This window comes from Halomonas sp. BLK-85 (assembly GCF_044792155.1).
Taxonomy (GTDB): Bacteria; Pseudomonadota; Gammaproteobacteria; order Pseudomonadales; family Halomonadaceae; genus Vreelandella.
The window spans coordinates 1913710-1938340 of sequence record NZ_CP087731.1 but is presented as its reverse complement, the minus strand read 5'-3'; the positions used below and the strand labels follow the sequence as shown (position 1 = coordinate 1938340).

General features: G+C 55.5%; 26 protein-coding genes. 13 read left to right on the top strand and 13 right to left on the bottom strand.

The annotated features are described in order from the left end of the window. The first annotated feature begins 4 nt into the window (after positions 1-4). Together LL947_RS08745 and tldD are read left to right on the top strand one after the other, a co-directional pair. Positions 5-3853: a YhdP family phospholipid transporter gene (locus tag LL947_RS08745; RefSeq protein ID WP_499832951.1), complete on the top strand. Its 3849-nt coding sequence runs from the start codon at positions 5-7 to the stop codon at positions 3851-3853. Continuing rightward, the gene (gene tldD, locus LL947_RS08740; RefSeq protein WP_499832950.1) at positions 3850-5301 is read left to right on the top strand and encodes a metalloprotease TldD; all 1452 of its coding nucleotides are present in this window, start codon (positions 3850-3852) and stop codon (positions 5299-5301) included. The genes LL947_RS08745 and tldD overlap by 4 nt, the downstream gene beginning before the upstream one ends. A 74-nt stretch (positions 5302-5375) precedes the next feature. On the opposite strand, the gene yjgA is transcribed toward tldD, so the two are convergent. Next, on the bottom strand, positions 5376-5897 hold the full coding sequence (gene yjgA, locus LL947_RS08735; RefSeq protein WP_499832949.1) for a ribosome biogenesis factor YjgA: 522 nt from the start codon (positions 5895-5897) through the stop codon (positions 5376-5378). 97 nt (positions 5898-5994) lie between these two features. On the opposite strand from yjgA, the gene pmbA reads away from it, so the two are divergent. Next, positions 5995-7335 carry a metalloprotease PmbA gene (pmbA, locus tag LL947_RS08730; RefSeq protein WP_499832948.1) on the top strand — a complete coding sequence of 447 codons (1341 nt, stop codon included), beginning with the start codon at positions 5995-5997 and terminating at the stop codon, positions 7333-7335. A 17-nt stretch (positions 7336-7352) separates the two neighbouring features. Here pmbA and LL947_RS08725 read toward each other — a convergent pair whose 3' ends face one another. From LL947_RS08725 to LL947_RS08680, 10 genes are all read right to left on the bottom strand, one after another. Then, the gene (locus tag LL947_RS08725; protein ID WP_290820419.1) at positions 7353-7622 is read right to left on the bottom strand and encodes an HPr family phosphocarrier protein; all 270 of its coding nucleotides are present in this window, start codon (positions 7620-7622) and stop codon (positions 7353-7355) included. Between the two features lie 36 nt (positions 7623-7658). Next, positions 7659-8567 (bottom strand): RNase adapter RapZ, encoded by a 909-nt coding sequence (gene rapZ, locus LL947_RS08720; protein WP_404413464.1) that lies wholly within the window; start codon positions 8565-8567, stop codon positions 7659-7661. A gap of 60 nt (positions 8568-8627) precedes the next feature. After that, positions 8628-9095: a PTS IIA-like nitrogen regulatory protein PtsN gene (gene ptsN / locus LL947_RS08715; protein ID WP_290820423.1), complete on the bottom strand. Its 468-nt coding sequence runs from the start codon at positions 9093-9095 to the stop codon at positions 8628-8630. Between the two features lie 4 nt (positions 9096-9099). Further along, on the bottom strand, positions 9100-9408 hold the full coding sequence (hpf, locus tag LL947_RS08710) for a ribosome hibernation-promoting factor, HPF/YfiA family (RefSeq protein WP_290820425.1): 309 nt from the start codon (positions 9406-9408) through the stop codon (positions 9100-9102). Between the two features lie 140 nt (positions 9409-9548). Continuing rightward, positions 9549-10964, bottom strand: a complete 1416-nt coding sequence (locus LL947_RS08705) for an RNA polymerase factor sigma-54 (RefSeq protein WP_404413463.1) — start codon at positions 10962-10964, stop codon at positions 9549-9551. A 131-nt stretch (positions 10965-11095) separates the two neighbouring features. Then, the gene (lptB, locus tag LL947_RS08700; RefSeq protein ID WP_290820429.1) at positions 11096-11863 is read right to left on the bottom strand and encodes an LPS export ABC transporter ATP-binding protein; all 768 of its coding nucleotides are present in this window, start codon (positions 11861-11863) and stop codon (positions 11096-11098) included. Between the two features lie 9 nt (positions 11864-11872). Further along, the gene (gene lptA, locus LL947_RS08695) at positions 11873-12382 is read right to left on the bottom strand and encodes a lipopolysaccharide transport periplasmic protein LptA (protein ID WP_499832947.1); all 510 of its coding nucleotides are present in this window, start codon (positions 12380-12382) and stop codon (positions 11873-11875) included. 14 nt (positions 12383-12396) lie between these two features. Next, on the bottom strand, positions 12397-12978 hold the full coding sequence (gene lptC, locus LL947_RS08690) for an LPS export ABC transporter periplasmic protein LptC (RefSeq protein ID WP_290820433.1): 582 nt from the start codon (positions 12976-12978) through the stop codon (positions 12397-12399). 2 nt (positions 12979-12980) lie between these two features. Continuing rightward, positions 12981-13523: a KdsC family phosphatase gene (locus LL947_RS08685; protein WP_290820435.1), complete on the bottom strand. Its 543-nt coding sequence runs from the start codon at positions 13521-13523 to the stop codon at positions 12981-12983. A 48-nt stretch (positions 13524-13571) separates the two neighbouring features. Further along, positions 13572-14561, bottom strand: a complete 990-nt coding sequence (locus tag LL947_RS08680) for a KpsF/GutQ family sugar-phosphate isomerase (protein WP_499834401.1) — start codon at positions 14559-14561, stop codon at positions 13572-13574. Positions 14562-14807: 246 nt separating this feature from the next. On the opposite strand from LL947_RS08680, the gene LL947_RS08675 reads away from it, so the two are divergent. The 9 genes from LL947_RS08675 (at position 14808) to hisD (ending at position 21673) form a co-directional block, all read left to right on the top strand. After that, positions 14808-15629: an ABC transporter ATP-binding protein gene (locus tag LL947_RS08675; protein WP_290820437.1), complete on the top strand. Its 822-nt coding sequence runs from the start codon at positions 14808-14810 to the stop codon at positions 15627-15629. Next, complete coding sequence (gene mlaE / locus LL947_RS08670; protein ID WP_290820439.1) at positions 15630-16430, top strand: lipid asymmetry maintenance ABC transporter permease subunit MlaE; 801 nt, start codon at positions 15630-15632, stop codon at positions 16428-16430. Positions 16431-16445: 15 nt separating this feature from the next. Continuing rightward, positions 16446-16910, top strand: a complete 465-nt coding sequence (gene mlaD, locus LL947_RS08665; protein WP_290820441.1) for an outer membrane lipid asymmetry maintenance protein MlaD — start codon at positions 16446-16448, stop codon at positions 16908-16910. A 136-nt stretch (positions 16911-17046) separates the two neighbouring features. Further along, positions 17047-17646 carry an MlaC/ttg2D family ABC transporter substrate-binding protein gene (locus tag LL947_RS08660; RefSeq protein ID WP_290820569.1) on the top strand — a complete coding sequence of 200 codons (600 nt, stop codon included), beginning with the start codon at positions 17047-17049 and terminating at the stop codon, positions 17644-17646. Next, the gene (locus LL947_RS08655; protein WP_499832946.1) at positions 17643-17984 is read left to right on the top strand and encodes an STAS domain-containing protein; all 342 of its coding nucleotides are present in this window, start codon (positions 17643-17645) and stop codon (positions 17982-17984) included. The genes LL947_RS08660 and LL947_RS08655 overlap by 4 nt, the downstream gene beginning before the upstream one ends. A gap of 120 nt (positions 17985-18104) precedes the next feature. After that, a complete protein-coding gene (locus LL947_RS08650; RefSeq protein ID WP_290820445.1) occupies positions 18105-18356 on the top strand; it encodes a BolA family protein in 252 nt (83 codons plus the stop codon). Between the two features lie 11 nt (positions 18357-18367). After that, positions 18368-19630, top strand: a complete 1263-nt coding sequence (gene murA / locus LL947_RS08645) for a UDP-N-acetylglucosamine 1-carboxyvinyltransferase (RefSeq protein WP_290820447.1) — start codon at positions 18368-18370, stop codon at positions 19628-19630. A 27-nt stretch (positions 19631-19657) separates the two neighbouring features. After that, entirely contained in the window at positions 19658-20314 is a 657-nt protein-coding gene (gene hisG / locus LL947_RS08640; RefSeq protein WP_290820449.1) for an ATP phosphoribosyltransferase, read from the top strand. Positions 20315-20353: 39 nt separating this feature from the next. Next, positions 20354-21673 carry a histidinol dehydrogenase gene (hisD, locus tag LL947_RS08635; RefSeq protein ID WP_290820451.1) on the top strand — a complete coding sequence of 440 codons (1320 nt, stop codon included), beginning with the start codon at positions 20354-20356 and terminating at the stop codon, positions 21671-21673. Positions 21674-21758: 85 nt separating this feature from the next. On the opposite strand, the gene LL947_RS08630 is transcribed toward hisD, so the two are convergent. Next, complete coding sequence (locus tag LL947_RS08630; protein ID WP_404413457.1) at positions 21759-23024, bottom strand: trypsin-like peptidase domain-containing protein; 1266 nt, start codon at positions 23022-23024, stop codon at positions 21759-21761. A 222-nt stretch (positions 23025-23246) separates the two neighbouring features. Here LL947_RS08630 and LL947_RS08625 point away from each other — a divergent pair, with 222 nt between their 5' ends. Continuing rightward, positions 23247-24011 (top strand): Nif3-like dinuclear metal center hexameric protein, encoded by a 765-nt coding sequence (locus LL947_RS08625; RefSeq protein ID WP_499832945.1) that lies wholly within the window; start codon positions 23247-23249, stop codon positions 24009-24011. Between the two features lie 30 nt (positions 24012-24041). Here the strand turns inward: LL947_RS08625 and LL947_RS08620 are convergent, their stop codons facing one another. Beyond that, on the bottom strand, positions 24042-24509 hold the full coding sequence (locus tag LL947_RS08620) for a ZapG family protein (RefSeq protein WP_499832944.1): 468 nt from the start codon (positions 24507-24509) through the stop codon (positions 24042-24044). Between the last annotated feature and the right edge of the window lie 122 nt (positions 24510-24631).

Here is a 24631-nt window from a genome sequence, read left to right as displayed (position 1 = left end):
ACAGATGAGTTTTCATGTCTTGCGCAAATGGCTTGTTTTCTTCCTGGCGTCTTGCCTTGGCATTCTGGCCGGATTACTGATGATGCTCCGCCTGGCCATGAGCCAGGCGGGGTGGCTGGAACCCCATGTGGAAAGCCTGCTTGAAAGCCGCCTTGGCGCGCCGGTCGATATCCAGCGCCTGGGGTTATCGCTGAGCGGTAATGATCCTTCCCTGACGCTGAGCAGTGTGAGCGCCATCACCCCGGCAGGGGAGCGGTTGTTTGCGCTGGATGAATTACACTTGCGGTTGGACAGCTGGCAAACGCTGAAAACCCTGACGCCGGTATTCAATGATGCTTATATGCAAGGTTTTGCAGTGCATCTTTACCAGGCATCGGGTATGGCCTGGGAGTGGCCCAAACCGGCCAAGCTGCCACTGGCTCTGGGGGCAGAGCCGACTATTGACCTGGCAGTGATTGATGCCTGGGTCGGCATGATTCTACGCCAGCAAATTCAGGTGGAGGATTCGCGCATCGTACTCCACGGTGTCCGTGAGCAACTAACCTTGCACGCTCCCTTGCTCAGCCTTTCCGGTGATCAACGCCGCACGCGCCTGCAAGGGCGGGTCAATATCGATACCCCTGGGCGTCAGGTGCAGGATTCCTCCTTGTCAGCGGCCCATCTGCGTGCCGAGGTTCAGCCGGGCAGTCAGGGCTTGCGTGATTTTTCTGCCGCCATGCAACTGGATATGCAGCTTGATCATCTGGCCCTGCTGGCCAGCATTCTGCAGCCAGAAGATACGCCTCAATTTACCGACGCCGGCGGCGAGGTTCAGCTTTGGGGACGCTGGCAATCAGCAACACTGCAGGAAGCACGGCTGGGGTTGGACATGCCGCGTCTGACGCTAAAGCAGGATCAGCAAAGCGCCGTACTGAGCAATGTCCAGGCCAGGAGTATCTGGCAGCGCGAGGGCAAAGGCGGCAAGGCCTGGCTGAGCGGCGATGCTGAAAGTGTTGAGTGGGCGCAACCTGAGGCCGTTGGACAAGGCCCGGCATTGCCACGTCACTGGCAATTTACGCATCAGCCCGGTCGTTGGGAGCTGTTGACCAGTGAGTTTGAACTCTCGTCTCTGGCGGCCTGGCGGGACTATATGTTGTTGCCTGAATCAGTGACCCGGGCACTGCGCACCCTTAATCCACGCGGTCAGGTAGATGGCCTGCGTCTGGGTCAGCGGAATGGTGAATGGCGTGTGGATGCCGCCATCAGTCGCCTGATGGCGTCTCCGTGGCAGCAGGCACCCGGTGGTGGGCCCTTTGATGCCTGGGTGCAGGCACGCGATGTTCGTGGCCGGGTACTTTTTTCAAGCGAGGAGAAAAGTACGCTAGGCCTGCCTGAACTGTTTCCTGCACCGCTTGATCTAGACCACGCAGAAGGCGAGATTCAATGGGTTTACGATGGTCCGACGGCACTGGTCAGTGGAAAACAGCTAAAGGTCAGTTGGAATGATGCCGAGGTAAGTGGTGGTTTCGGTCTGGTGAATACCAAAGAGCAGGGGCGCTTTGGTCTGGATCTGGCCTTTAGCGATGTGGACGCGGTTAACCGTCCTCTGGATGAGTGGTTACCCGTCTCAGTCATTGATGCTGACCTGCGCGAATGGCTGTCCGGCGTCAATGGGGTCGTCGACCAGGGCAGTATTCAGGTTGGCCTGCCGCTCGGAGCGTCAGGGTTTGAGACGACGCCAACGGCGATCGTAGATCTGGATATCCGTCAGGCAAGCCTGCCCCTTTTACCTGACTGGCCCCGGCTGACCGATATCGCAGGAACGCTGAGCTGGCGCCCGGAAGAGGGGCTGAGTGCTCAGGTTCGGCAGGCCTTCAGTCAGGGGATTGAGGTCCACCAGGGTGAGGTCAGGATGCAGGATGGACGGTTAGAGGTGAATGGCCAGCTGGGCAGCGATATGGCGTCCCTGCAGCAGTTTCTTTCTAAATCGCCGTTGCTCGACAATGGTCAGCTGAATGATATTCGCGCTGACGGGCGGCTGGCAGCAGAGCTTGATCTGGGGCTGCCCATCAAGGCCCCAGAGCAACTTGATCTGGCAGTGCGTATCACCCCCGATATACGTGAAGTGACCTATCTTCCCCATCAACTGAGTTTCAAGAATATAGGCGGTGAGCTGAACTGGCAGCAGGCCGCAGGCCAGCCAAGAGAGTTGCTGGGCAACCTGTCTGGGCGCTGGCTGGACGGCCCGGTGAATGCATCACTCGAGGCTGATCGTCAGGTGGTGCTTGAAGGGCAGTTGGGGGTCTCGGCATTGCTGGCGCGAATGAACGCTGAAGCACAGTTGCCATGGCTCTCGGGCACTACGCCTTGGCGAGGCCAGCTGGACTGGCGCGAGCAGCCCAGGCTCAAGGTTGAAAGTGCCCTGGAGGGTGTTCGTATAGACCTGCCAGCGCCATTTGCCAAGTCAGCTCGCGATGATTGGCCCTGGACACTGGACGTCGATATGTCCAACGGGCGGATTGAAAGCGACCTGAATGGACGCGCGCATTGGCGCAGCCAGCCGGTCAACGGTCAGATGGCGGCCAAGCTGCAGTTAGGTAATGCAGCTGATAGTTCTGAGTGGCCTTCTAAGCCGGGCTGGCAACTGCATGCGGATCTTGAGCGCCTGGACGTGTTAGCTTGGCAGTCAGCGTTGGCACCACTGCGGCATGGCTCGTCTTCAGCTGCTGAGCCGTCGGCCGCATTGCCTGACTGGCAGCTTTCCTTGAATACTGCTTGCCTTATGTGGCACGAAATCTGCCTGGGCCGCTTGTCAGCCAGCGGCGCGCAAACCGCTGACGGCATCCATCTGGACGTGGATGGGGAGGTGTTGTCAGGCCGGGGTTACTACCGTCCGCTGGCTCAGAACCCGTTGGATATAATGGTTGACCATATCGATCTGGATACCTTGTTGGATATGCCCACATCGCCGCTGGAGGATCAGCGATTGGTGCAGCCGGACGCCTGGTGGGACGAGGTGCAAACCCAAAAGCCACATTTGTCAGGGATCCCCGAGTGGCTTTCCAGACTGCCGGATGGGCGTCTCCGTCTGGCCGAACTGGGGGTTGTCGGGCAGCGTCTAGGGCCGATGACGGCCTACTGGCAAACTCAGGGTGAACGCTTTACGCTCGCCCCGGTAGGCCTTACGTTGGGCCAGTTATCGATGCGTGGTGAGCTAGAGTGGACGGGCTCATCAGCCCGCAGTTCGACCAAGGCTGACGTGACGATTCAGGGCGGCGATGTGGGGACAGCACTCGAACGCCTTGGCCAGCCGGTGGTCATGCGCAGCCACAGCGCTGATCTACAGGCTGATCTGAACTGGCCTGGTGCTCCCTGGCAGTTTTCCCTGCTGCGTGCTGACGGACGCCTGACAACCGATGTACGCGACGGTCGTTTTGTCAGTTTGAACTCGACGACTGCCCGGCTGGTCGGTCTGTTGAACATGGACAACATTCTGCGTCGTCTGCGCCTGGATTTCTCCGATCTAACGGGTAAAGGCACTGCTTTTGACCGAGTTTACGGCAGCGCCAATGTGGATAATGGCCACCTGCGTCTTGAAGGCCCGTTAATCATCGATGCCCCCGCGACCCAGATCCGTATCACCGGGAGTGCCGATTTGCTCAGCCGAGAGCTTGACCAGCGTCTGTCGATTGCATTGCCTATCAGTCAGGGCCTGCCCATTGCCGCACTGGCGGTAGGGGCTCCCGTGGTGGGAGGCGCACTGCTGCTTGCACACTCCTTGTTCGGTGATACGCTGGGAGAAGTGACAACGCTCAATTATCTTATTCAGGGCCCTTGGGCCGCACCGCAAGTAATTCGAAAAGGTTCTCAATGACGCACTATGCTTCTGATCTTGATCAGGCTGTCTCGGTTTTGCTGACACCAGGCGGCCTGGATATTGATGCCCTGGATGTGGGGCTTGGCCACGCCATGGGTGCTGGCATTGATTATGCCGATCTGTATTTTCAGCGCATCTGGGAAGAAGGTTGGATGCTGGAAGACGGTAAAGTCAAGGAAGCCAGCTACAACATTGACGGCGGAGTGGGCGTGCGAGCATTGGCGGGTGAAAAAACCGGTTTTGCCTATTCCAACCAGATTACCGCGGATGCGCTGGTGGATACCGGTAAAACAGCCGCTGGTATTGTGCGCAGCGGTCAACAGCTGCCCGGGCAAGCGATGTCGATCGTTACTGCCATGCCGTTCTATGCCGCCATTGATCCGCTTGCCGGCTTGAGCGCCGATGAAAAGGTGGCAATGCTCAACCAGGCCGATCGCATTGCCCGTGCGGCAGATCCCGGTGTTATTCAGGTAAGCGCATCGCTTTCTGGTACCTATGAGGTGGTTCTGGTGCGAGCCAGCGACGGCACCCTGGCAGCCGACATTCGCCCGCTGGTACGTTTCAATGTCAGTGTGATTGTCAGTAAGAATGGCCGTCGTGAACGCGGTAGCGCAGGGGGAGGTGGACGTTACTCAATGGCCAGGCTACGGGATGACAATGTCGCTGAACGTTTCGCCAAGGAGGCAGTTCGTCAGGCGCTGGTAAACACTGAGGCCGTTGATGCGCCGGCAGGACAGATGCCCGTGGTCTTGGGCGCCGGTTGGCCAGGTATCCTGCTTCACGAAGCCGTCGGCCATGGGCTGGAAGGCGACTTCAATCGTAAGGGTAGTTCGGCCTTTGCCGGTAAAATGGGTCAGCGTGTTGCGGCGCGAGGTGTCACAGTCGTCGATGATGCAACCCTGGCTGATTCTCGAGGGTCGCTTAGCGTAGATGATGAAGGTACCCCAGGCCAGAGTACCATGCTTATCGAGGACGGCATCCTGACCGGCTACATGCAGGACAAGCTGAATGCCCGCTTGATGGGTATGATGCCTACCGGCAACGCGCGGCGTGAATCCTTTGCCCATCTGCCTATGCCAAGGATGACCAATACCGTGATGCTCGCCGGTCAGGAGAGTCCCGATGACATCATATCCTCGGTCAAACGCGGTATCTATGCGGTCAGCTTCGGAGGAGGACAGGTCGATATCACCTCCGGCAAATTTGTCTTTTCTGCCAACGAAGCTTATCTGGTCGAGGATGGCAAGATTACCGCGCCGGTAAAAGGGGCTACCCTGATTGGTAACGGGCCAGAAGCCATGCAGCATGTTTCCATGGTGGGGCATGATATGGAAATCGACCCGGGCATTGGCGTCTGCGGCAAGGAAGGTCAGGGCGTGCCAGTCGGTGTGGGGCAACCTACCATCAAGCTTGATGAGCTGACCGTCGGCGGCACTCAGTCCTGATGGCCGCCTTAGCCGTTCATGATGACCACAAGGTACCAGCTTGCGACGCATGAAAAGCACTGATAGTGCCGGTTCTAGAGGGCTGCTGCCTCGCGCAGGTGCTTGAACAGCTTACGGGCACTGGTAGGGGGTTTTGACTGTTCTCGCTCACGCTGTGCATTGCGCACCAGCTGGCGCAGTGTCTGGCGATCAGCGGCAGGGTAATCGTCAAGGAAGAGGTCAACCGCTGCGTCGCCTTCTTCAATCAGCCGGTCACGCCATTTTTCAAGACGATGGAAAGCATGATCGCGCAGTTCACGCTCATTCTCGATGGCATCGAACTGTGCCCGTATGGCGTCAAGGTCTTCCTTGCGCATCAGCTTGCCCACGTATTGCATATGGCGCCGGCGCCCTTCATGGGAGCGAATACGCGCGGTCTCATCAATGGCCCTAAGCAGATCATCAGATAATGGAAAGCGGCTGCGCTCAGCCGGCGTCATGGCAATCAGGGCTTCGCCTAACTGCTGGAGAGCGTGCATTTCCCGCTTGAGCTGCGATTTACTGGGCACAACGGGCTGGTCATCAATTTCATCGTGCTGCGGACGTTTTTTGGGCATGAGTCATTCACAACGTGGATTTTAGAAACGGCATTATAACAGCCCGTTTTGAAATAACAGGTTATCTCGCCTATCGAGATAAGGTAAAGGAGACAGTATGGCACAGGCATTTGAGGCAAACGCACAGCAAGCGCTGCTCGCTTCACGGGCTGAACAGGCACTGCAGCTTGCCAGACAGCTTGGGGCAGACAGTGCTGAAGTTGGCGCTAGTGTCGATCAGGGCGTTGGCGTTAGCGTGCGTCTGGGTGAAGTCGAAACAGTAGAGTTGTCCCGGGATCAAGGTATCGCCGTTACCGTTTATGTGGGCCAGCGCAAAGGCAGCGCATCATCAACCGATGCGGGGGCTGAATCCATCCGCGCAACGGTTGAAAAAGCCCTGTCGATTGCCCGCTACACCGGTGAAGATCCCGCGGCGGGGCTTGCCGAAGCTGAACTGATGGCGCGCGAGCTACCTGATCTTAAAGTACACTATCCATGGAAGCTGAGCACCGAGGAAGCCACTGCCATTGCCCTCGAATGCGAACGTGCGGGGCGTGATTGTCCGGGCATTACCAAGTCCGACGGCGCCTCGCTGTCTACGGGTGAAGGTGTGCGGGTGTATGCCAACAGTCATGGGTTTCTGGGGACCCAGAAGGGCAGTCGCCATTCTCTCTCGTGTATGTTGATTGCCGAAGATGATAAGGGCATGCAGCGCGATTACGACTATACCTCGGCGCGCGACCCCCAGGCGCTTAGATCTCCGGGTGGAGTGGGCGAGGAAGCGGCTCGGCGCACTCTGCGCCGTCTGGGCGCGCAGCGGCCTAAAACCGGCAGTTTTCCGGTGCTGTTTGATCCGATGCTGGCCAGTGGGCTGGTCGGTCATCTGATGGGGGCTCTGGCCGGCGGTGCCCTGTATCGAGAAGCGTCTTTCCTGTGTGATCGACTCGGTACACCGCTTTTCCCTGCATGGTTCAACCTTGAAGAACGTCCCATGGAAGTGGGCGCCGCGGCGAGTTCACCCTTTGACGGTGAAGGCGTACAGACGCGCAATAATCGTTTTATTGTGGATGGCCAGGTTGCCAGCTATATGCTGTCGTCCTACAGCGCACGCCGCTTGAGTATGCAGACCACGGGGAATGCTGGAGGGGCGCGTAATTTGCGTCTGGCGGCTCCGTTGCGCTCATTCGAAGATCTGCTCAAGGAAATGGATCGTGGTGTCTGGGTAACAGAACTGATGGGCCAGGGCGTGAATGGTGTGACGGGCGACTATTCCCGAGGAGCGGCCGGTTTCTGGATTGAAGATGGTCAGATTCAATACCCGGTGGAAGAATTCACCATTGCAGGTAATCTGAACACCATGTTCAGCGGGCTGGTGGCAGTAGGTAATGATACCGATACGCGAGGCAGTATTCACACGGGCAGTTGGTTGGTTGACAGTATGACGGTGGCGGGTGACTGATGGACCAGGCCTGGCTATCAGATATCTTCATCGAAGCGGGCATCGAGCAAAGCCTCTATGGCTTCCAGTGCCCGCTCCGCTTCGCTCCCTTCGGCCTTGAACTCCAGTTGAGTGCCACAGGGGGCGGCGAGCATGAGCAGCGCCATGATATTGCTGGCATCTGCCTCTTGAGTCCCTTTGCTTACCTTGATGCAGGCATCAAATGCCTGGCAGCAAGTGACGAGCTTGGTGGCGGCGCGGGCATGTAGGCCACGCTTATTGGTCAATGTCAGTGTTCTTTCAGGCACCCTGGTTCCTTTTTCCAAGCGGTGTCGGCGGTCGGCTCATTGGGCAGTGTTGCTATCCGCCATCTTTGCACCTGTCGTTGTTGAGTACGTCAGTCCCAGTTCCCGGTGTCGAATATGGGTTTCAATGCCATTGTCAGCCATGCGTTGAGCCAATTGCTCTACGGTATACACCGACCTATGCTGCCCGCCTGTACAACCGATGGCAATGGTCATATAGCTGCGTTGGCTACTCTGGTAGGCGGGGAGCCAGCGACTGATCCAGGCATGAATATCGTCGCCCATTGCTTTGACAATCGGGTAATCATTAAGGAATGCCTGAACATCGCTGTCGCGTCCGGTGGATTCGCGTAGCATCGGATCCCAATAAGGGTTCGGCAGGCAACGCACATCAAACACCAGGTCGGCATCCAGTGGAACGCCGCGCTTGTAGCCAAAAGATTCAAAGGTGATCGTCAGTTTGTCGCTCTTGTGCAGCGCCACCTGGTCAGTGATCCGGCTACGCAGATCATGAGCGGTCATCCGGGAGGTATCAATCGTCAGGTCGGCAAGATCGCGCACAGCACTCAGCGTGTTTTCTTCCTTGCTGATGGCTTCCTCAAGGGTGAGATCACTATGGCGGGTCAGCGGATGACGGCGGCGGGTTGCCGAATAGCGCTCAAGCAGGATGCGTGCGTCTGTGGTCAGGTAGACAATCTGAAAATGAATGTCGCGTTGATGCAGTTCAGTGAGCAGTCTGGGGAGTTTTTCAAGGGCCCCGGGCAGATTCCGGGCATCAATGCTGACGGCCAGGCGTGACTGCTCCCCCTGGTCGCGTAGTTCATCAACCAAAGAAGCCAGAAGCATCGCTGGAAGATTATCAATGGCGTAATAACCAAGGTCTTCCAACGCTTGCAGGGCAATGGATTTTCCTGAGCCGGAACGGCCGCTGATAATGACCAGTTGCATAGCGTCTCTCTTGCATGGGGACACCCTGAAAGTGTTTCGGGTGTACTGGAAGCATCTGGATCAGAAGGCGCTATCGCGTATTTTCTCACTGATCAGGTCAAGTAGTTCCCGCTGACTACCTGCCTTGCGAAGTTGAGCCCGAACGTTTGCGTCATTCATGATAGTGGCTACCTGACCGAGCAGCGCAAGATGGGTGTCATCTGCTTGTTCGGGTACCAAAAGCACAAATACCAGATCGACCGGTTCGCCATCGATCGCATCAAAATCAACCGCTTCAGAAAGTTTCAGAAAGCTGCCAATCGGGGTTGAGCAGTGTGGGCTACGGGCATGCGGGATGGCCACACCATTGCCGATACCGGTACTGCCCAGGCGCTCCCGATTGATCAGACGGCCAAATACCTCCTGGCTGTCGAGGCTGGGGGTGTTCTGGGCAATAAAGGTGCTGAAAAATTCCAGCACCCGTTTTTTGCTGCCCCCAGGCACATCATAGAGAACGCGCTCCGGAGGCAGGATGGTTTCCAATGTCATTGGTTTACCGCACACCTGCGCCTTGGGCGCGTGCTTGGGCTTTTTCCTTGTGTTTAACCAGCTGACGGTCAATCTTGTCTGCCAGGGCATCGATAGCAGCATACATATCGACATCCGTAGCTTCAGCATGCAAGTCTGCGCCGGAAGCGTGCAGCGTACAGGCAGCTTGCTGACGCTCTTTCTCTACCGACAGAGTGACCTGAACCGTAGTGATATTATCGTAATGGCGCTCTACCCGAGTGAGCTTCTCGTTGACATAGTCGCGCAGGGCGTCGGTCAATTCTACGTGATGGCCGGTAATGTTGACTTGCATTGACGTACTCCTTTCATCGGACTGATCTTTGATTGTAACCCTTTTTTTTATGAAGCAAAGCCCTTTGGGGCAAGTTTCCTTTGAACTCAGCCACTTCTTGACAAAACGATTGAGCCGGTTGCCATATAGCCGTTGAGGAGTCAGCTCAGATGGCGGCGTTCGCTGGAAGACGGAATGCCCATGGCTTCACGGTATTTGGCCACGGTGCGTCGCGCCACGCTTACGCCATCCTTATTCAACAGCGTCACCAGACGGCTGTCGGATAGCGGTTTATGAGCCGGCTCTTCCTGGATCAGTTTTTTGATCCGTGCCCGAATGGCAGTGCTTGAGTGATGGTCTCCGTCCTGATTGCTGACGTGGCTTGAGAAAAAGTACTTGAGCTCGAATACTCCGCGCGGGGTATGAATGAACTTCTGGGTGGTGACGCGGGATATGGTCGATTCGTGCATATCCACGGCGCTGGCAATATCCGCAAGAATCAGCGGTTTCATGGCTTCTTCGCCCTGTTCCAGAAAGCCTATCTGGCGAACAATGATTTCCTGGCCGACACGCAGCAAGGTGTCGTTGCGGCTGGCCAGACTTTTGATCAACCAGCGCGCCTCCTGAAGATGATCCTTGAGGAACTGGTTATCTTCACTTTTGTCAGCACGCTTGATCAGGCTGGCATATTCCGGTTGTATGCGTAGTCGAGGAATGGCATCAGGATTAAGCGTCAGGTGCCAACCCTGATGATCATGATGCACCACCAGATCGGGTGTGACATAACCGCTGGCGGTGCTACCAAAGGTGCTGCCCGGACGAGGATCCAGACTTCGTATCAGGCCAATCACTTCGCTGAGTTGGTCGTCGTCCAGATTAAGGCGGCGTTTCAGAGTGCGGCTATCATGTTTGCCGAGTATTTCCAGAAACTGCCTGACCAGGCGTTTGGCCGCAACAAGCAATGGCGTCGTGTCGGGTAGCGCTGCCAGCTGTAGCATCAGGCACTCACGTAAATCGCGGGCAAATACGCCAGTAGGCTCAAACTGTTGTAGGCGTAACAGGACGCTCTCGATTTCACGTTGCTGTATACCTTCATGGGCAGTCATCTGCAGACTTTCACGAATCTCGCTTAACGTCAGTGACAGGTAGCCATTGTTATCCACCGCATCAATCAGGGTTTCGGCGATAATGTGTTCACGGGGGCTGATATCTGTCATGGCAAGTTGCCACAAAAGATGTCCGTGCAGGCTTTGTACTGCCGTGTCACGCTCAAAGTCGGGGCCTTCCTGGCCAGGGCTGCCTGAACCGAATGAATCCTGGTATGTGTCTGACCAGTCACTATCGACCGAGAGTTCGCTGGGAATATCCTCTGACCAGTCAGCTTCCTTGTCTTCCTGGCTGGCGTGCTCGCCAAACTCTTCTTCCTGTTCCAGTAAAGGATTGGCATCCAGTGCGTTCTGGATTTCCTGACGAAGATCCAGAGTCGACAGCTGCAGCAGGGCGATTGCCTGTTGCAACTGGGGAGTCATCGTCAGTTGAGTGCCAAGACGCAGTTGAAGGGACGCTTTCATGACCATTCGTGAACCACCCGTGGCATATAAAGCTTTACCCTAAAACCACCGGCTTTCAGGCGCAAGCAGCAATAAGCATGCCATCGAAAAAAATTACCTGTGAATGTGATGACTAACAGTCTGGGCGACGACTGACATCACAGTTTAAAGTCCTCGCCAAGATAGATATCCCGGACTTGCTGATTGTCCAGAATCGTATCGGGGGAGCCGCTGGCAATGATGTGGCCGTCGCCGACGATATAGGCGGTATCACAGATATCCAAGGTTTCCCGGACATTGTGATCAGTAATCAATACGCCAATGTGGCGTGCCTTGAGTGCACGGATGATGGTCTTGATATCACCAACAGAAATTGGGTCAACCCCGGCAAAAGGTTCATCAAGCAGGATGAAAAGCGGATCAGTGGCCAGCGAGCGGGCAATTTCAACGCGACGCCTTTCACCGCCGGACAGGCTCATGCCAAGGTTGTCGCGAATGTGAGTGATATGAAAGTCCTCGAGCAGTTTCTCGAGATGATCTTTACGTTCGTTGCGGGAAAGCCCCTGGCGGGTCTCCAGAATCGCCATGATGTTGTCAGCGACGCTCAGTTTGCGAAAAATGGAGGCTTCCTGAGGCAGATAGCCGATCCCGGCAATGGCGCGTTCATGCATGGGTGCCCGGCTAAGATTCAGGTCATCGATATATACCTTGCCAGCATCGGCTTTAACCAACCCGACAATCATGTAGAAAGATGTGGTCTTGCCTGCGCCATTGGGGCCAAGAAGCCCAACGATGCTGCCTTGGGCAATATCAAGATTGATATCCTTGACAACTCGGCGTCGCTTATAGCTTTTGGCCAGGTGGCGTGCTGAAAGTGTTTTGCCGGGTGGGCTCAGTACTGCAGCCGTGACGTCATCGAAAGACACTGAAGGCTCCTACTGCTGCTCAGGTTGCAAGATCATGCGAATGCGTTGGTTTTCACTGCCTTCGACATCCGATCGGGCCTGAATGACACCCCGATCGATGAAATATTCCAACTGGCCGCCGGTGAAACGGTCGTCTCCCTGACTGAGTTCAGCGCGATCTGTCAGCACCACCCGGCGTTCCGCGACATGGTAAGTGATGCGTTTGGCCTTGCCTTCGGTAATCTCTTTCCGGCCTTCGAAACGATTACGGATATAGGCGCGGTCACCCGTGGCAATTGCTCTGGACAGTTCGCCATTGGCGTTACGCTGAATTTCTACTCGAGTGCCGTCTATACGCAGATCACCCTGGCGTATGCGCACATCGCCAGTGTAAACGGCGGTGCCTGCGTTCTGGTCGATATCGAGCTGGTCGGCTTCTACTTCAACAGGATCGCCAGGGGCGGCATACAGCACCTGAAAACTGGCCGCACTGAGCAAGAGGCTGAAAAACACACGAGTGGTCAAGGCAGGGATATTCATCGGGTAATACTCCTTTAAGGTGCCATCTCGGTCGGGTGATAACCACGCACCTGGCCCGCCAGCTGCATGCGGTCTTCGTTAAGCCATAAATCCATTCGTTGAGCCTGAATGGATTGAGGCGGTTGTTCCAGCATGACAGGGCGGTTGCTGAAGGCGTGCGCTTCTGCGCTGTGATAATCAAGCCGCTGTGTGGTCAGCAGCCAGGTTTCCTGAGGCTCCCTTAGGCGGACATTGCCGCGTAAAACAAGATGCTCCCCCTGATTGTCGATGTGGCCTTGCTGCGCACTTGCGTGCCACTCGCGCTGTTGACTATCGACCAGTAGGGCGCGCGGAGACTCAAGCTGAGTGGTCTGGCGTTGGGGCGTATGCGTCAGTTTTTTGACCGTCAGGCGCTGATGGCGATCGCCTTGCTGGTCATACAGCGTGAGCACAGCATTATCGACCACATGTCCGGGTTCTTCAGCTCTGGCGTCCGGGTCGATTGTGTGACCTGAGTCTGCTTGCCAATCGAACCAGGCCAGCAACCCACCCAACGCAAGGATGAGACCGGCCAGAACCAGGCGTTGTAAGGTAACGAAAGAGCGGCTCTCGGTCATTATCAGCGGCGACCGTGTAGATAAGTGTCTATCACAGTGCCCCAATGGCCCTGAGCATCGAGCAAGGCATCGCATACTTCGCGAACTGCGCCGTGCCCGCCCAGCCGCTCAGTGATCCAGTCAGCATGAGTGTGCAGGTAATCAGGGGCATTCGGCACCGTAATGCCGACGCCAGAGCGCTTTATAGTGGCCAGGTCTGGCAGGTCATCGCCGCAGTAGGCGACCTGATCGAGCTCGAGATTCAAACGCTGGCAAAGCTTTCGGAGAGTGACAAGTTTATCTTCACAGCCTTGATAGACGTGGGGGATGCCGAGTGCCGCTGCGCGTTGGCTGACCATGGGGGAATCCCGCCCGGTAATGATGGCAACATGCAACCCGGCCCGTTTAAGCAGCTTGAGACCCTGTCCATCCTGCGTATGAAAGGCTTTTATCTCCACGCCATCAGCCTGAAAATATAACCGGCCATCGGTCAGTACGCCATCGACGTCCATAGCAAATAAGCGCACGCGGCGCAGGTGATCAACCAGGTTGGCGGGTTGGCTCATGAAAACTCCATCTGAGAAGGCAGTTGATATTTTTGCCAAGTATGCTTGCTAGATAACGCCACTGACGAGCAAGTCATGCATGTGAAGTGCGCCGATTGGGCGCTGCTCATCATCGACCACTGCCAGAGCGGTAATCTTGCTTTCCTCCATTAGCCGCACTGCCTCAGCGGCCAGCATGCTGGGCGCGATGCGTTTGCCAGGGCGAGTCATGACGTCATCCACCAGCACATCTCGCAGATCGTAATGGTGATCCAGAGTGCGGCGTAAATCACCATCGGTGTAAACCCCGGCAAGCCGACCTTGGGAATCGATCACGCAGGTAAACCCCAGCCCCTTTAGGGTAATTTCCAGCAGGGCATCCCGCAAAGGGCTCCCAAGGGGGATGCTTGGCAGACGCTCGCCGTCGTGCATTACATCCTTCACGCAAAGTAACAAACGCTTGCCGAGAGTGCCGCCCGGATGTGAAAGGGCAAAATCTTCAGCCGTAAAACCACGTGCCTCAAGCAGGGCCACCGCAAGAGCATCGCCCAGGGCGAGCGCTGCCGTTGTAGAGCTGGTCGGTGCCAGGTCCAAAGGGCAAGCTTCTCGTTCAACCCCGCTGTTCAGGTGGGCATCGGCGTGACGAGCCAGGGTGGAATGCACTCGCCCAGTCATGCTTATCAAGGGGGCTCCCAGACGTTTGAGGAGGGGCAACAGGGCGGTCACTTCACTGGTTTCACCAGAGTTTGACAGGGCAATGACGACGTCGCTGCGAGTGATCATGCCAAGGTCGCCGTGGCTGGCTTCTCCGGGGTGAACAAAAAAGGCGGGTGTACCGGTGCTGGCCAGGGTGGCCGCAAGCTTGCCCGCGATATGTCCGGATTTGCCCATGCCCGTGACCACAACGCGTCCTTTGCAGGCGAGGATCAGTTCGCAGGCGCGGTCAAAGTGCTCGTCAAGCTTGGCTTGTAGATGACCAATCGCTTCCTGTTCTATCTGTAACGTGCGCAGTGCGCTTTCACGCATCAAGCTGGTAGCTGGGGGTATCGCATGGGGCATGGCATGACTCACTTGACGATCACCGATCGGTAAATGAAACATTTTATATTAACATCCGTAGCGAGGTGACCGCATATTTATTCCCGCTCACGTGCGACAATAGATGTTTTAGAAATTCTGAATTGAGTTAGAATACAATGTTCGATTACGTTTTTGAACGCCCTTCACCGTCAGATGTCTGTTTGCTACTGGGCTTTCGCCAGGTATCTGATGCTTTCTGCGCACAAGGTGAGTGCCGGGTTTTATATGACTGATACTGCTTTTATTGAAATACAGGATCTGCATTTTACGCGGGGAGATCATGAGATCTTTCGTGGCGTTAACATGTCCATTCCTCGTGGAAGGGTAACCGCTATCATGGGGCCGAGCGGCACGGGCAAAACAACATTGCTCAAGTTGATTGGCGGGCAGTTGACGCCAGACAGTGGACGCATCCTGATCGATGGGCAGGATGTCAACAGGCTTTCCAGGAAGGCGTTGTTCAAATTGCGCCAACGCATGGGAATGTTGTTCCAGAGCGGCGCTTTATTTTCCGATCTGGATGTGTTCGAAAATGTGGCCTTTCCTCTTCGGGTACATACCAATCTGCCGGATGCGATGGTGCGCGATATCGTGCTTTTGAAACTGCAGGCGGTAGGGCTTAGAGGGGCTCGAGAGCTGATGCCATCCGAGCTTTCGGGTGGAATGGCCCGTCGCGTGGCGCTTGCCCGTGCTGTATCTCTGGACCCTGAATTGATTCTGTATGACGAGCCTTTTGTGGGTCAGGACCCCATTTCGATGGGGGTCCTTGTGCAGCTGATCAAGCGCCTCAATCAGGCGCTTGAACTAACCTCGGTGGTGGTGTCTCACGATATCAAGGAAACCTTGAGTATTGCCGATTACCTGTACCTGATCGCAGACGGCGAAGTTGTTGCTCACGGTACGCCACAGATGCTGGATACGCATCAGGACCCCCGCGTCGAGCAGTTTATGCATGGCCAGCCGGATGGCCCCGTGCCCTTTCATTATCCCGCGCAGCCGTTTTACGACGACATTCTTAATCACGATGCAACCACAAGGATTGGTTAGATGGATGCAAACTTTTCCGACATCCTTGCACGGGTGACCAGGCTGGGACGCAAGGGGTCTGATCTGTTGGAAGCCCTGGGGCGTGCCGGTCTTTTTCTTGGTCAGTCGGCGATAAGCGTTCCGTCTCGTGAAGGCTGGCGACTATGGATGCAGCAGATGCATTTTGTTGGCGTTTTGTCGCTAGCCATCGTGCTGGTTTCCGGCCTGTTTATAGGCATGGTGATTTCACTTCAGGGCTACACTATTCTGGTTGAGTTTGGCGCGGAGGAAGCCTTAGGCCAGATGGTCGCTTTATCATTGCTACGTGAACTGGCGCCTGTGGTGGCCGCACTCTTGTTTGCTGGTCGTGCAGGTTCAGCATTGACGGCTGAAATTGGCCTGATGAAAGCCACTGAACAGTTGTCAAGCATGGAGATGATCGGAGTGGATCCGCTACGCCGTGTAGTCGCCCCTCGCCTTTGGGCAGGGTTTGTGTCGCTGCCGATTCTTACGGTGGGCTTCAGTGTGGTAGGTGTCTGGGGGGGATATCTGGTAGGGGTGCAATGGCTAGGCGTATTCGAAGGCTCCTACTGGAGCAATATGCAGGCCAGCGTTACCTTCTTGAATGATGTGGGCAACGGTATGGTCAAGAGTCTGGTGTTTGCCGTGGTGGTGACCTGGATAGCCGTTTTTCAGGGATATGATCTGGTGCCAACATCGGAAGGGATTTCACGCGCGACAACGCGCACCGTTGTATATTCTTCGCTAGCGGTACTCGGGTTGGATTTTGTCTTGACCGCCGTAATGTTTGGCGGCCTTTAACGTTGGAGCAGATACATGAAGCGTAGTAAAACCATGGAGTTGGGCGTTGGGCTTTTCATGCTGGCCGGTATTGTCGGGCTGATATTTCTCGGCTTGAGGGTCAGTGGCCTTTCGCTTGCTTCTTCAACGCAGACATTTCACCTCGAAGCTAACTTTGCCAATATCGGCAGCCTTAAACCGCGCGCCCGGGTCACCATGGCCGGGGTTACCGTGGGGCGGGTGGAATCCATTGAGCTGGACACCGAATGGTATGATGCCCGGGTTGTCATGAAGCTTGACAGTGATCTGGAAGGACAGATCAGCCGCGATTCAACCGCTGCGATTCTGACGGCTGGCCTGCTGGGTGAACAGTATATTGGTCTGAGCATTGGTGGCGACCCGGAGACGCTGGCTGATGGCGAGACCATACGTGATACCCAATCAGCCGTGGTGCTGGAAGAATTGATTCAGCAGTTTGTATCGAGTATGGCGAACGGTTGATGTGGCGGCGTGTCTTATTTTTAGTGAATGACGCTGCGTGAAACAGTAATCAAAAAGGAAAAGCATGATGATAGGAAGTGACAAAGGATTTCAAAAGCCGACTGCATGGCTGGCAACATTGTTTGCGCTCCTGCTGATGTTTGCGCCACCAACCCAGGCGCAATCCATGGGGCCGGAAGAGGTTGTGCGTAACAATATAGACACCTTTATGGGTGAGCTGGAATCGCGTAAGGACTACTACGCCGATAACGTTGATGAATTAAAAGAACTTGTTGATGAGAATCTTGAGAATGTGGCTGATTTTCGCTACATCGGGGCCAGCGTCATGGGCAGCTACTTTCGCAACGCGTCTCCCGAACAGCGCAGGGATTTTGTAGCGGTTTTTCGACAGACACTGATCGATACCTATACCCGTGGCCTTGTGACATTTGACTATGACGAAATACGCGTGACGGACACCCAGCGTGCCCAGCGTTATGATGACCAGGCCAGCGTGGACATGGAAATCGTGGCGAATGATGGCAATGTCTATCCCGTAAGTTATAGCCTTCGTCTCTCTGATGGTGAGTGGCGAGTCGTTAATGTGATTGTTAACGGCATTAACCTTGGGTTGACCTTCCGTAACCAGTTCGACCAGGCCATGCGTGATAATAACCGTGATTATGACGCGGTTATCGATAACTGGTCGCCTGCAGTGGGTGTGGATGAGCTGGAAGAAGGCGGAGACGACGCGTGACTGAGCTTTTCTCTCATCAGGGAGTGGCGCTTGAACAGCGTGGCAATACCCTGTGGGTAAGCGGCGGTGTGGATGCTACAACGGCCGCCGCACTCGCGGCTGCAGGCAGTCAGTGGCTGGTCAGCACGTCCATCCGTGAGTTGCGAATCAGTTTTGAAGGTGTTGACAAGGCAAGCAGTGCCGCGCTCAGTGTGCTGCTTGAGTGGTTGCGCATCAGTCGCCAGTACTCTCTTGATGTTGTGGCGGTTGAACTCTCGGCACCGCTGCGTCGTCTGGCCAATCTGGCAGAGTTGGAAACCTTACTGGCATTTTCGGCCCCTTCCCCTAGGCCTGGCTGAGCGTGAACCTGCCATTTAAAGGACCTGGAAACGCGCAATGCAATGGAGCAATCGCCAAAGCGGTTGCTTTTCTTTATCATGAGCCCTGTTTTTTAGGCTATTTCCAACAGGAGTTTGCTAATGCAACCCAATGAAGTTAAGGCATTACTGGAATCCCGCCTGGAAGGGTGTGAGTTTTACATTCAGGGGGAAGGCTGCAATTTTCAGGTTACCGCTGTCGGTGATGTTTTTGATGGTCTGACCCCGGTCAAGCGTCAGCAGCTGGTTTATGGTGCTTTGAGCAATGAAATAGCCTCGGGCGCGCTGCATGCCATCAGTATCAAGACCTTTACTCCGACGCAGTGGGAAAGCGCGCCTGAAAGCGCTCAATAACGGCAGATTTTATGGATAAATTACTGATTACAGGCAACGGAGTTGTAGACGGCGAAGTGTGGGCCAGCGGTGCAAAGAATGCGGCCTTGCCGATTTTGTGTGCCAGCCTGCTGGCTGATGGGCCTGTGGTCATAGGTAATCTGCCTCATCTTCAGGATATTACGACCACCCTGGAGCTGCTGGGCAGAATGGGCGTTGAGCCCGTCATGGGCGACAGAATGACCATCCAGCTTGATGGCTCTCAGGTCACCGATTGTCATGCGCCCTATGAGCTGGTCAAGAAGATGCGCGCGTCCATTCTGGTGCTTGGCCCTCTGTTAGCGCATTTTGGCCACGCCGATGTCTCTCTCCCGGGTGGCTGTGCCATTGGGTCACGCCCGGTTGATCTGCATATACGCGGCCTTGAAGCCATGGGTGCCGAGATCCGGGTGGAAAATGGCTATATACGTGCCCGGGTTGATAAACGCCTGAAGGGAGCGACGATTTTCTTTGATACGGTGACTGTCACCGGTACAGAGAACCTGTTGATGGCGGCGACTCTGGCGGATGGCACGACGGTACTTGAAAATGCCGCGCGGGAACCCGAGGTAGTGGATCTGGCCGAATGCCTGATCAAGATGGGAGCACAGATTCGCGGGCACGGCACGGATACGATCGTGATTGACGGCGTAGAGCGTCTGCACGGCTGTGAACATGACGTAATGCCAGACCGGATCGAAACGGGCACCTTTCTTGTAGCTGCCGCCATGACGCGTGGGCGGGTCAAGATCACCCGGACGCGAGCCGATATTCTTGAGGCTGTTCTCGCCAAGCTTGAAGAAGCTGGCGCATCAATTACCACCGGTGATGACTGGATTGCGCTGGATATGCACGGCCAGCGTCCTCAACCTGTCAACCTGCGGACAGCGCCTTATCCGGCTTTTCCAACCGATATGCAGGCGCAGTTTGTGGCCATGAATGCCATTGCCGATGGTACATCAAGAGTGGTTGAGACGATTTTTGAAAATCGATTCATGCACGTTCAGGAACTCAATCGCATGGGTGCCGATATCGTCCTTGAAGGCAATACAGCACTGATCAAGGGGGTTGAAAAGCTATCCGGAGCGCCTGTGATGGCCACTGATCTGCGTGCTTCGGCATCTCTGGTGATTGCCGCCATGATGGCCGAGGGTGACACCCTGGTGGATCGCATTTACCACATTGATCGTGGTTACGAATGCATCGAGGAAAAACTTCAGCAGTTAGGGGCGCGCATTCGTCGTATTCCGGGCTGAGTCATGCACTAACCATTGGCAACCAAGATGAGTAAGCAATTGATTCTGGCGCTCTCCAAAGGGCGAATTTTGCAGGAAACCTTACCTTTACTGGCCGACGCTGGCATTACCCCTGTTGAAGATCTGGGGAAAAGCCGCAAGCTTTTATTTGATACCAATCTGCCGGAGATAAAGCTGGTGGTTATCCGGGCGACGGATGTGCCCACCTATGTTCAGTTGGGTGCTGCCGACCTAGGGGTCGCCGGCAAGGATGTCCTGCTTGAACATGGTGAGCAGGGGCTCTATGAGCCACTGGATCTGGACATTGCTCGATGCAAATTGATGACCGCGGGTATCAAGGGAGAATTGCCAGGGCATGCACGCCGTCGTGTGGCTACCAAGTTTGTCGACGTTGCGCGGCGTTACTACGCAGAGCAAGGCATCCAGGCCGAAGTGATCAAGCTGTACGGGGCGATGGAACTGGCCCCTCTGATGAACCTGGCCGATGAAATTGTCGATATTGTCGACACCGGCAACACCCTGCGAGCCAACGGTATGGAACCACGTGAGCTGATCGCGTCCATCAGTACCCGTCTGGTTGTCAACAAGGCCGCCATGACCATGAAGCACCGCCAGATCAAGCCGCTTATCGAGCGCCTGCGTACGGCGGTTGAAAGTCGTCAAAGTGCGGCTGTGAGCAACTGATCAACGAGAGCGAATCCGTTATCCATGAGCGAGGTAGCCATGAGCGAAACCATGAAGATGTCATCGGTGGCGCGTTTTTCGACCCGCGATGCCGATTTTGATCAGCGCCTTGATGCATTGTTGGATTGGGAAGGCGTTTCGGATCGCGCCGTTCAGCAGCGCGTGGAAGATATCCTTCACCAGGTCAAGCAGCGCGGCGATGCCGCCGTTGTTGAAGCGACCAACCGCTTTGACCGTCTGTCGGCATCCTCCATGCAGGAGTTGTGCCTGTCTCAGGAGCAGTTGGAGACCGCCTACCACGCATTACCAGCTGACCAACGCGAGGCGCTTGCCTTGGCTGCTGAGCGCATTCGCCGTTATCACGAGCACCAGAAGCCGTCATCCTGGCAGTACACCGAAGAGGACGGAACCGTGTTGGGCCAGCAGGTGGCGCCACTTGATCGGGCGGGTATCTACGTACCGGGGGGCAAGGCGTCATATCCGTCATCAGTGTTGATGAATGCGATTCCAGCGCATGTGGCCGGGGTCAGGGAAATCGTGATGGTGGTCCCCACTCCTGACGGTATCCTTAATGATATGGTGTTGGCAGCTGCATACCTGGCAGGAGTGGATTACGTTTTCACCATTGGCGGGGCACAGGCTGTTGCGGCACTCGCGTATGGAACCGAAAGTGTTCCACGGGTTGATAAGATTGTGGGTCCCGGCAATATCTATGTGGCAACCGCTAAACGTGCGGTATTTGGCCAGGTCGGGATCGACATGATCGCCGGACCGTCAGAGATTCTGGTGATCTGTGACGGCCAGACCTCCCCGGACTGGATCGCCATGGACCTTTTTTCCCAGGCTGAACATGATGAAGACGCGCAGGCGATTCTCGTCAGCTGGGATGAGGAGCACCTCAGTGCCGTTCAAGAGGCTATTGATCGCCTGATGCCAACGCTTGAGCGCCATGAGATTGTGCGTGCTTCAATGAGCAAAAGGGGAGCGCTGATTTTATGTGACGATCAGGAGGAAGCGCTGGCATTGATCAACCGAATCGCTCCGGAACATCTTGAACTTTCGGTAAGCGACCCTGATGCCTGGTTATCTGGCATTCGCCATGCCGGTGCGATTTTCATGGGGCGTTACACCGCAGAAGCCTTGGGTGATTATTGCGCGGGCCCGAACCATGTGCTGCCGACGTCAGGCACGGCTCGTTTTTCATCGCCGCTTGGCGTCTATGATTTTCAGAAACGCTCGTCGATTATTCATTGCTCGGCAGATGGAGCCAGCGCACTGGGTGAAGTGGCGTCAGTGCTGGCGAGGGGGGAGTCACTCACGGCCCATGCCCGCTCTGCGGAGTATCGTCTGAAGCGCTAACAAGCCGTCAGTCCAAATGTTCTGCCAAGACAACACAGGCCACCTTGCGGTGGCCTGTGTATTTCGGGAGTAAGGTGACAAATTCTTATTCATCCGCATTCTGTTCGCTTCGCTCTTCGACCGGCACGCTGGGAATGGGGCGTTCAGCTACCTCCAGGGTCAGATCCTGGCGTTCCCCATTTCTGACAATGGTGACCGGCAGGCGAGTGCCCGGCTTGATGGCGGCAATATTACTCATGGTGGCACGTGCATCAAGTACTGGTTGGCCATCCACCGCCAGCAATACATCACCGGGTTGCAATCCTGCCTGATCAGCAGGGCCACCCTTGATGGCACCGGCAATGATCATACCTTGAGGATTGCGTAACCCGAAGGAGGCGGCCAGTTCTCGGGACAGGGTCTGCGCTTCAATACCCAGCCAGCCCCGAATCACACGCCCCTGAGTCACCAACTCATTCAGCACGCTATGCGCCAGGTTGGCAGGAATGGCAAAGCCGATCCCCTGTGATCCGCCCGAGCGTGAAAAAATGGCCGTGTTGATACCGACCAGTGCGCCGTTGGGGTTGATCAGGGCGCCGCCCGAGTTGCCTGGGTTTATTGCAGCATCTGTCTGTATGAAGTCTTCATAGGCATTAATGCCAAGGTGGCTACGGCCAGTCGCACTGATGATGCCCATGGTCACTGTCTGGCCAACGCCAAAGGGGTTGCCGATAGCCAGGGCAACATCCCCGATGGCCGTGTTTTCGGAGTTGCTTAGCTTGATCACTGGCAGGTTATCCAGCGGAATCCGCAGTACCGCCAGGTCGCTTTCGGGATCGGTGCCGATCACTTCGGCAATGGATTCGCGTCCATCACGTAACGCTACCTGGATTTTGTCAGCCCCGTTGGTGACATGGTGGTTCGTCAATACATAGCCGTCCGGGCTGACAATAACGCCAGACCCCAGGCTGGATAGCATGCGCTGTTGACTGGTGGCATCGTCGCCATTAAAGAACTGTTCGAAAAAAGGGTCGGAGCGTAGTGGGTGATCGTCGCGGTTGACTACCCGTGAAGAATAGATATTGACCACCGCTGGTGCCGCCGTGCTGACTGCATGGGAATAGCTGACAGGGCCTTTTTCGCGGCTAAGTGGTTCAGCACGGGTGACCTCTGGTAGGGGGCGCTTTGGAACCCGTCGCTCGGAACCGACAGTTGATACGAAGGCTCTGTCTTCAGGCGGCGGTGTTGTGGTCGTGCTCTCTTGCGCGGTAAATGGGTTAGGAATCTGCTCGGGAAACAGCGCCAACAGCAACACCGCCAGTAATATGCCAATGATGATAGGGCCTAAATACAGCGTTACATAGCGGTGCATGAGTTCTTCCTTGCATGTATGCCTGGATGAAAATAGTGTTAATTCAAGCCTTGTTTCATTGGCTTTTTAAGCTACTGCGCTTTAATGCCATTATCATAACATTACATCATGATAGATTTGTGCATAGCAGAAAAAGAGCCCAGGTCCCTTTTAATACCAATAGGCCCTGGCCTGCTGATCAAAATGCTTACCCACCCATACTGCATGAGGAGAACTGGCGCAATGATTGAACGTGCTCGCCTGGTCGACATCTGTGATCAGGAATTGAAGGCACCCTGCTTCAAGGATTACACGCTTAATGGCCTGCAGGTAGAGGGTCGCGGTGAAATACAGCGAGTACTCAGCGGAGTGACGGCCTGCCAGGCATTGTTAGACGAAGCCGTTGAATGGCAGGCCGATGCGATTCTGGTGCATCACGGTTACTTCTGGAAAAACGAACCTGTCGCCTTGACCGGTATGAAACAGCGACGCATCCGTACCTTGCTGGCGAACGATATCAATCTGCTGGCCTATCATCTGCCCCTCGATGCACATCCCGTCCTGGGCAACAATGCCCAGCTTGCCAGGCGGTTTGGCTGGCAGTTCGAGCGGTGTCTGGATGGCGAGCAGGGCGTTGGCCTGCTGTGGCTTGGGCGTACAGCGGAACCCTGCAGCCTGGCGTCACTTGAAGCCCAGGCGGCAAAGGTTCTAAACCGTTCACCGCTAACGATTGAGTCAGCCTTGGGTGTTGAACGCATCGAACGTATTGCCTGGTGCACAGGTGGCGCGCAGGACATGATCATCCAGGCTTTTGAAGGGGGGGCTCAGGCGTTTGTGTCAGGTGAGATATCCGAACGCACAACGCACTTGGCCCGGGAAATGGGCATTCATTATCTTGCTGCCGGTCACCATGCTACCGAGCGCTATGGGGTAGAAGCCCTGGGTGATTGGTTGGCGAACCGGTTTTCGATAGATCACCGTTTTGTCGATATTGACAACCCCGCATGATGTGAGCACGGTAAAGACACTCAACAGGCCCTAATAGCGAGGCGGTTGAGGTGCCTGTTCGCGCTCTTTCAGGCCAAAATCTTCCGAAAGGGTGCCATTCTTACCGTCAGCATAATCGCGGGGTACACCGCTTTTCAGGGTGCTTTCAGACGCGTTGAGCACGTTGGATGCTGGCGCGTCTCGATTGACAACATCGCTCAGGTTCAGACGTTGGAGTTTTTCATCATTGAGTTGCCAGTGCCGGGCTTCATGAGCCAGCTGTTGTTCAAGCTGGTCGGCAGTTGTTCGCAGTGTATCAATATGCTGATGGGCATCAAGCAGATGAGTGCCCATGCGCGCTTTGAGCTCTTCAACCTGGCGTTCGCTTTCTAGTAGTTTTTGTTGCATCAGGTTGCTTTCACGGTGATTTCTACTGAGTAGACGATAGCCGAGAATGCCAAGGATGATGCCTGTAATGACGCCTGAAAGAGCAAATATCAGTTCAGAACTTGCTTGCACACTTATCTCCTAACGTCTGGGAATACTATGCGCCAATATCTGGGCCCGTTGACGTTTAATCGCTGGCATGAGGGAGCGTCGACAGGCCCTAAAACGGCTCATCAATCAGTTACCTGACTATT

Coding starts and splice junctions, on each gene's coding strand:
- hisG (WP_290820449.1), top strand. CDS start 19,658: ATGAGTAAGCAATTGATTCTGGCGCTCTCCAAAGGGCGAATTTTGCAG.
- lptC (WP_290820433.1), bottom strand. CDS start 12,978: ATGACCGAGAGCCGCTCTTTCGTTACCTTACAACGCCTGGTTCTGGCC.
- lptA (WP_499832947.1), bottom strand. CDS start 12,382: ATGAATATCCCTGCCTTGACCACTCGTGTGTTTTTCAGCCTCTTGCTC.
- LL947_RS08705 (WP_404413463.1), bottom strand. CDS start 10,964: ATGGTCATGAAAGCGTCCCTTCAACTGCGTCTTGGCACTCAACTGACG.
- hpf (WP_290820425.1), bottom strand. CDS start 9,408: ATGCAAGTCAACATTACCGGCCATCACGTAGAATTGACCGACGCCCTG.
- pmbA (WP_499832948.1), top strand. CDS start 5,995: ATGGCACAGGCATTTGAGGCAAACGCACAGCAAGCGCTGCTCGCTTCA.
- hisD (WP_290820451.1), top strand. CDS start 20,354: ATGAGCGAAACCATGAAGATGTCATCGGTGGCGCGTTTTTCGACCCGC.
- ptsN (WP_290820423.1), bottom strand. CDS start 9,095: ATGACATTGGAAACCATCCTGCCTCCGGAGCGCGTTCTCTATGATGTG.
- LL947_RS08680 (WP_499834401.1), bottom strand. CDS start 14,561: ATGCCCCATGCGATACCCCCAGCTACCAGCTTGATGCGTGAAAGCGCA.
- LL947_RS08675 (WP_290820437.1), top strand. CDS start 14,808: ATGACTGATACTGCTTTTATTGAAATACAGGATCTGCATTTTACGCGG.
- LL947_RS08630 (WP_404413457.1), bottom strand. CDS start 23,024: ATGCACCGCTATGTAACGCTGTATTTAGGCCCTATCATCATTGGCATA.
- rapZ (WP_404413464.1), bottom strand. CDS start 8,567: ATGCAACTGGTCATTATCAGCGGCCGTTCCGGCTCAGGAAAATCCATT.
- murA (WP_290820447.1), top strand. CDS start 18,368: ATGGATAAATTACTGATTACAGGCAACGGAGTTGTAGACGGCGAAGTG.
- tldD (WP_499832950.1), top strand. CDS start 3,850: ATGACGCACTATGCTTCTGATCTTGATCAGGCTGTCTCGGTTTTGCTG.
- LL947_RS08685 (WP_290820435.1), bottom strand. CDS start 13,523: ATGAGCCAACCCGCCAACCTGGTTGATCACCTGCGCCGCGTGCGCTTA.
- mlaE (WP_290820439.1), top strand. CDS start 15,630: ATGGATGCAAACTTTTCCGACATCCTTGCACGGGTGACCAGGCTGGGA.
- LL947_RS08745 (WP_499832951.1), top strand. CDS start 5: ATGAGTTTTCATGTCTTGCGCAAATGGCTTGTTTTCTTCCTGGCGTCT.
- yjgA (WP_499832949.1), bottom strand. CDS start 5,897: ATGCCCAAAAAACGTCCGCAGCACGATGAAATTGATGACCAGCCCGTT.
- LL947_RS08625 (WP_499832945.1), top strand. CDS start 23,247: ATGATTGAACGTGCTCGCCTGGTCGACATCTGTGATCAGGAATTGAAG.
- mlaD (WP_290820441.1), top strand. CDS start 16,446: ATGAAGCGTAGTAAAACCATGGAGTTGGGCGTTGGGCTTTTCATGCTG.
- LL947_RS08660 (WP_290820569.1), top strand. CDS start 17,047: ATGTTTGCGCCACCAACCCAGGCGCAATCCATGGGGCCGGAAGAGGTT.
- LL947_RS08650 (WP_290820445.1), top strand. CDS start 18,105: ATGCAACCCAATGAAGTTAAGGCATTACTGGAATCCCGCCTGGAAGGG.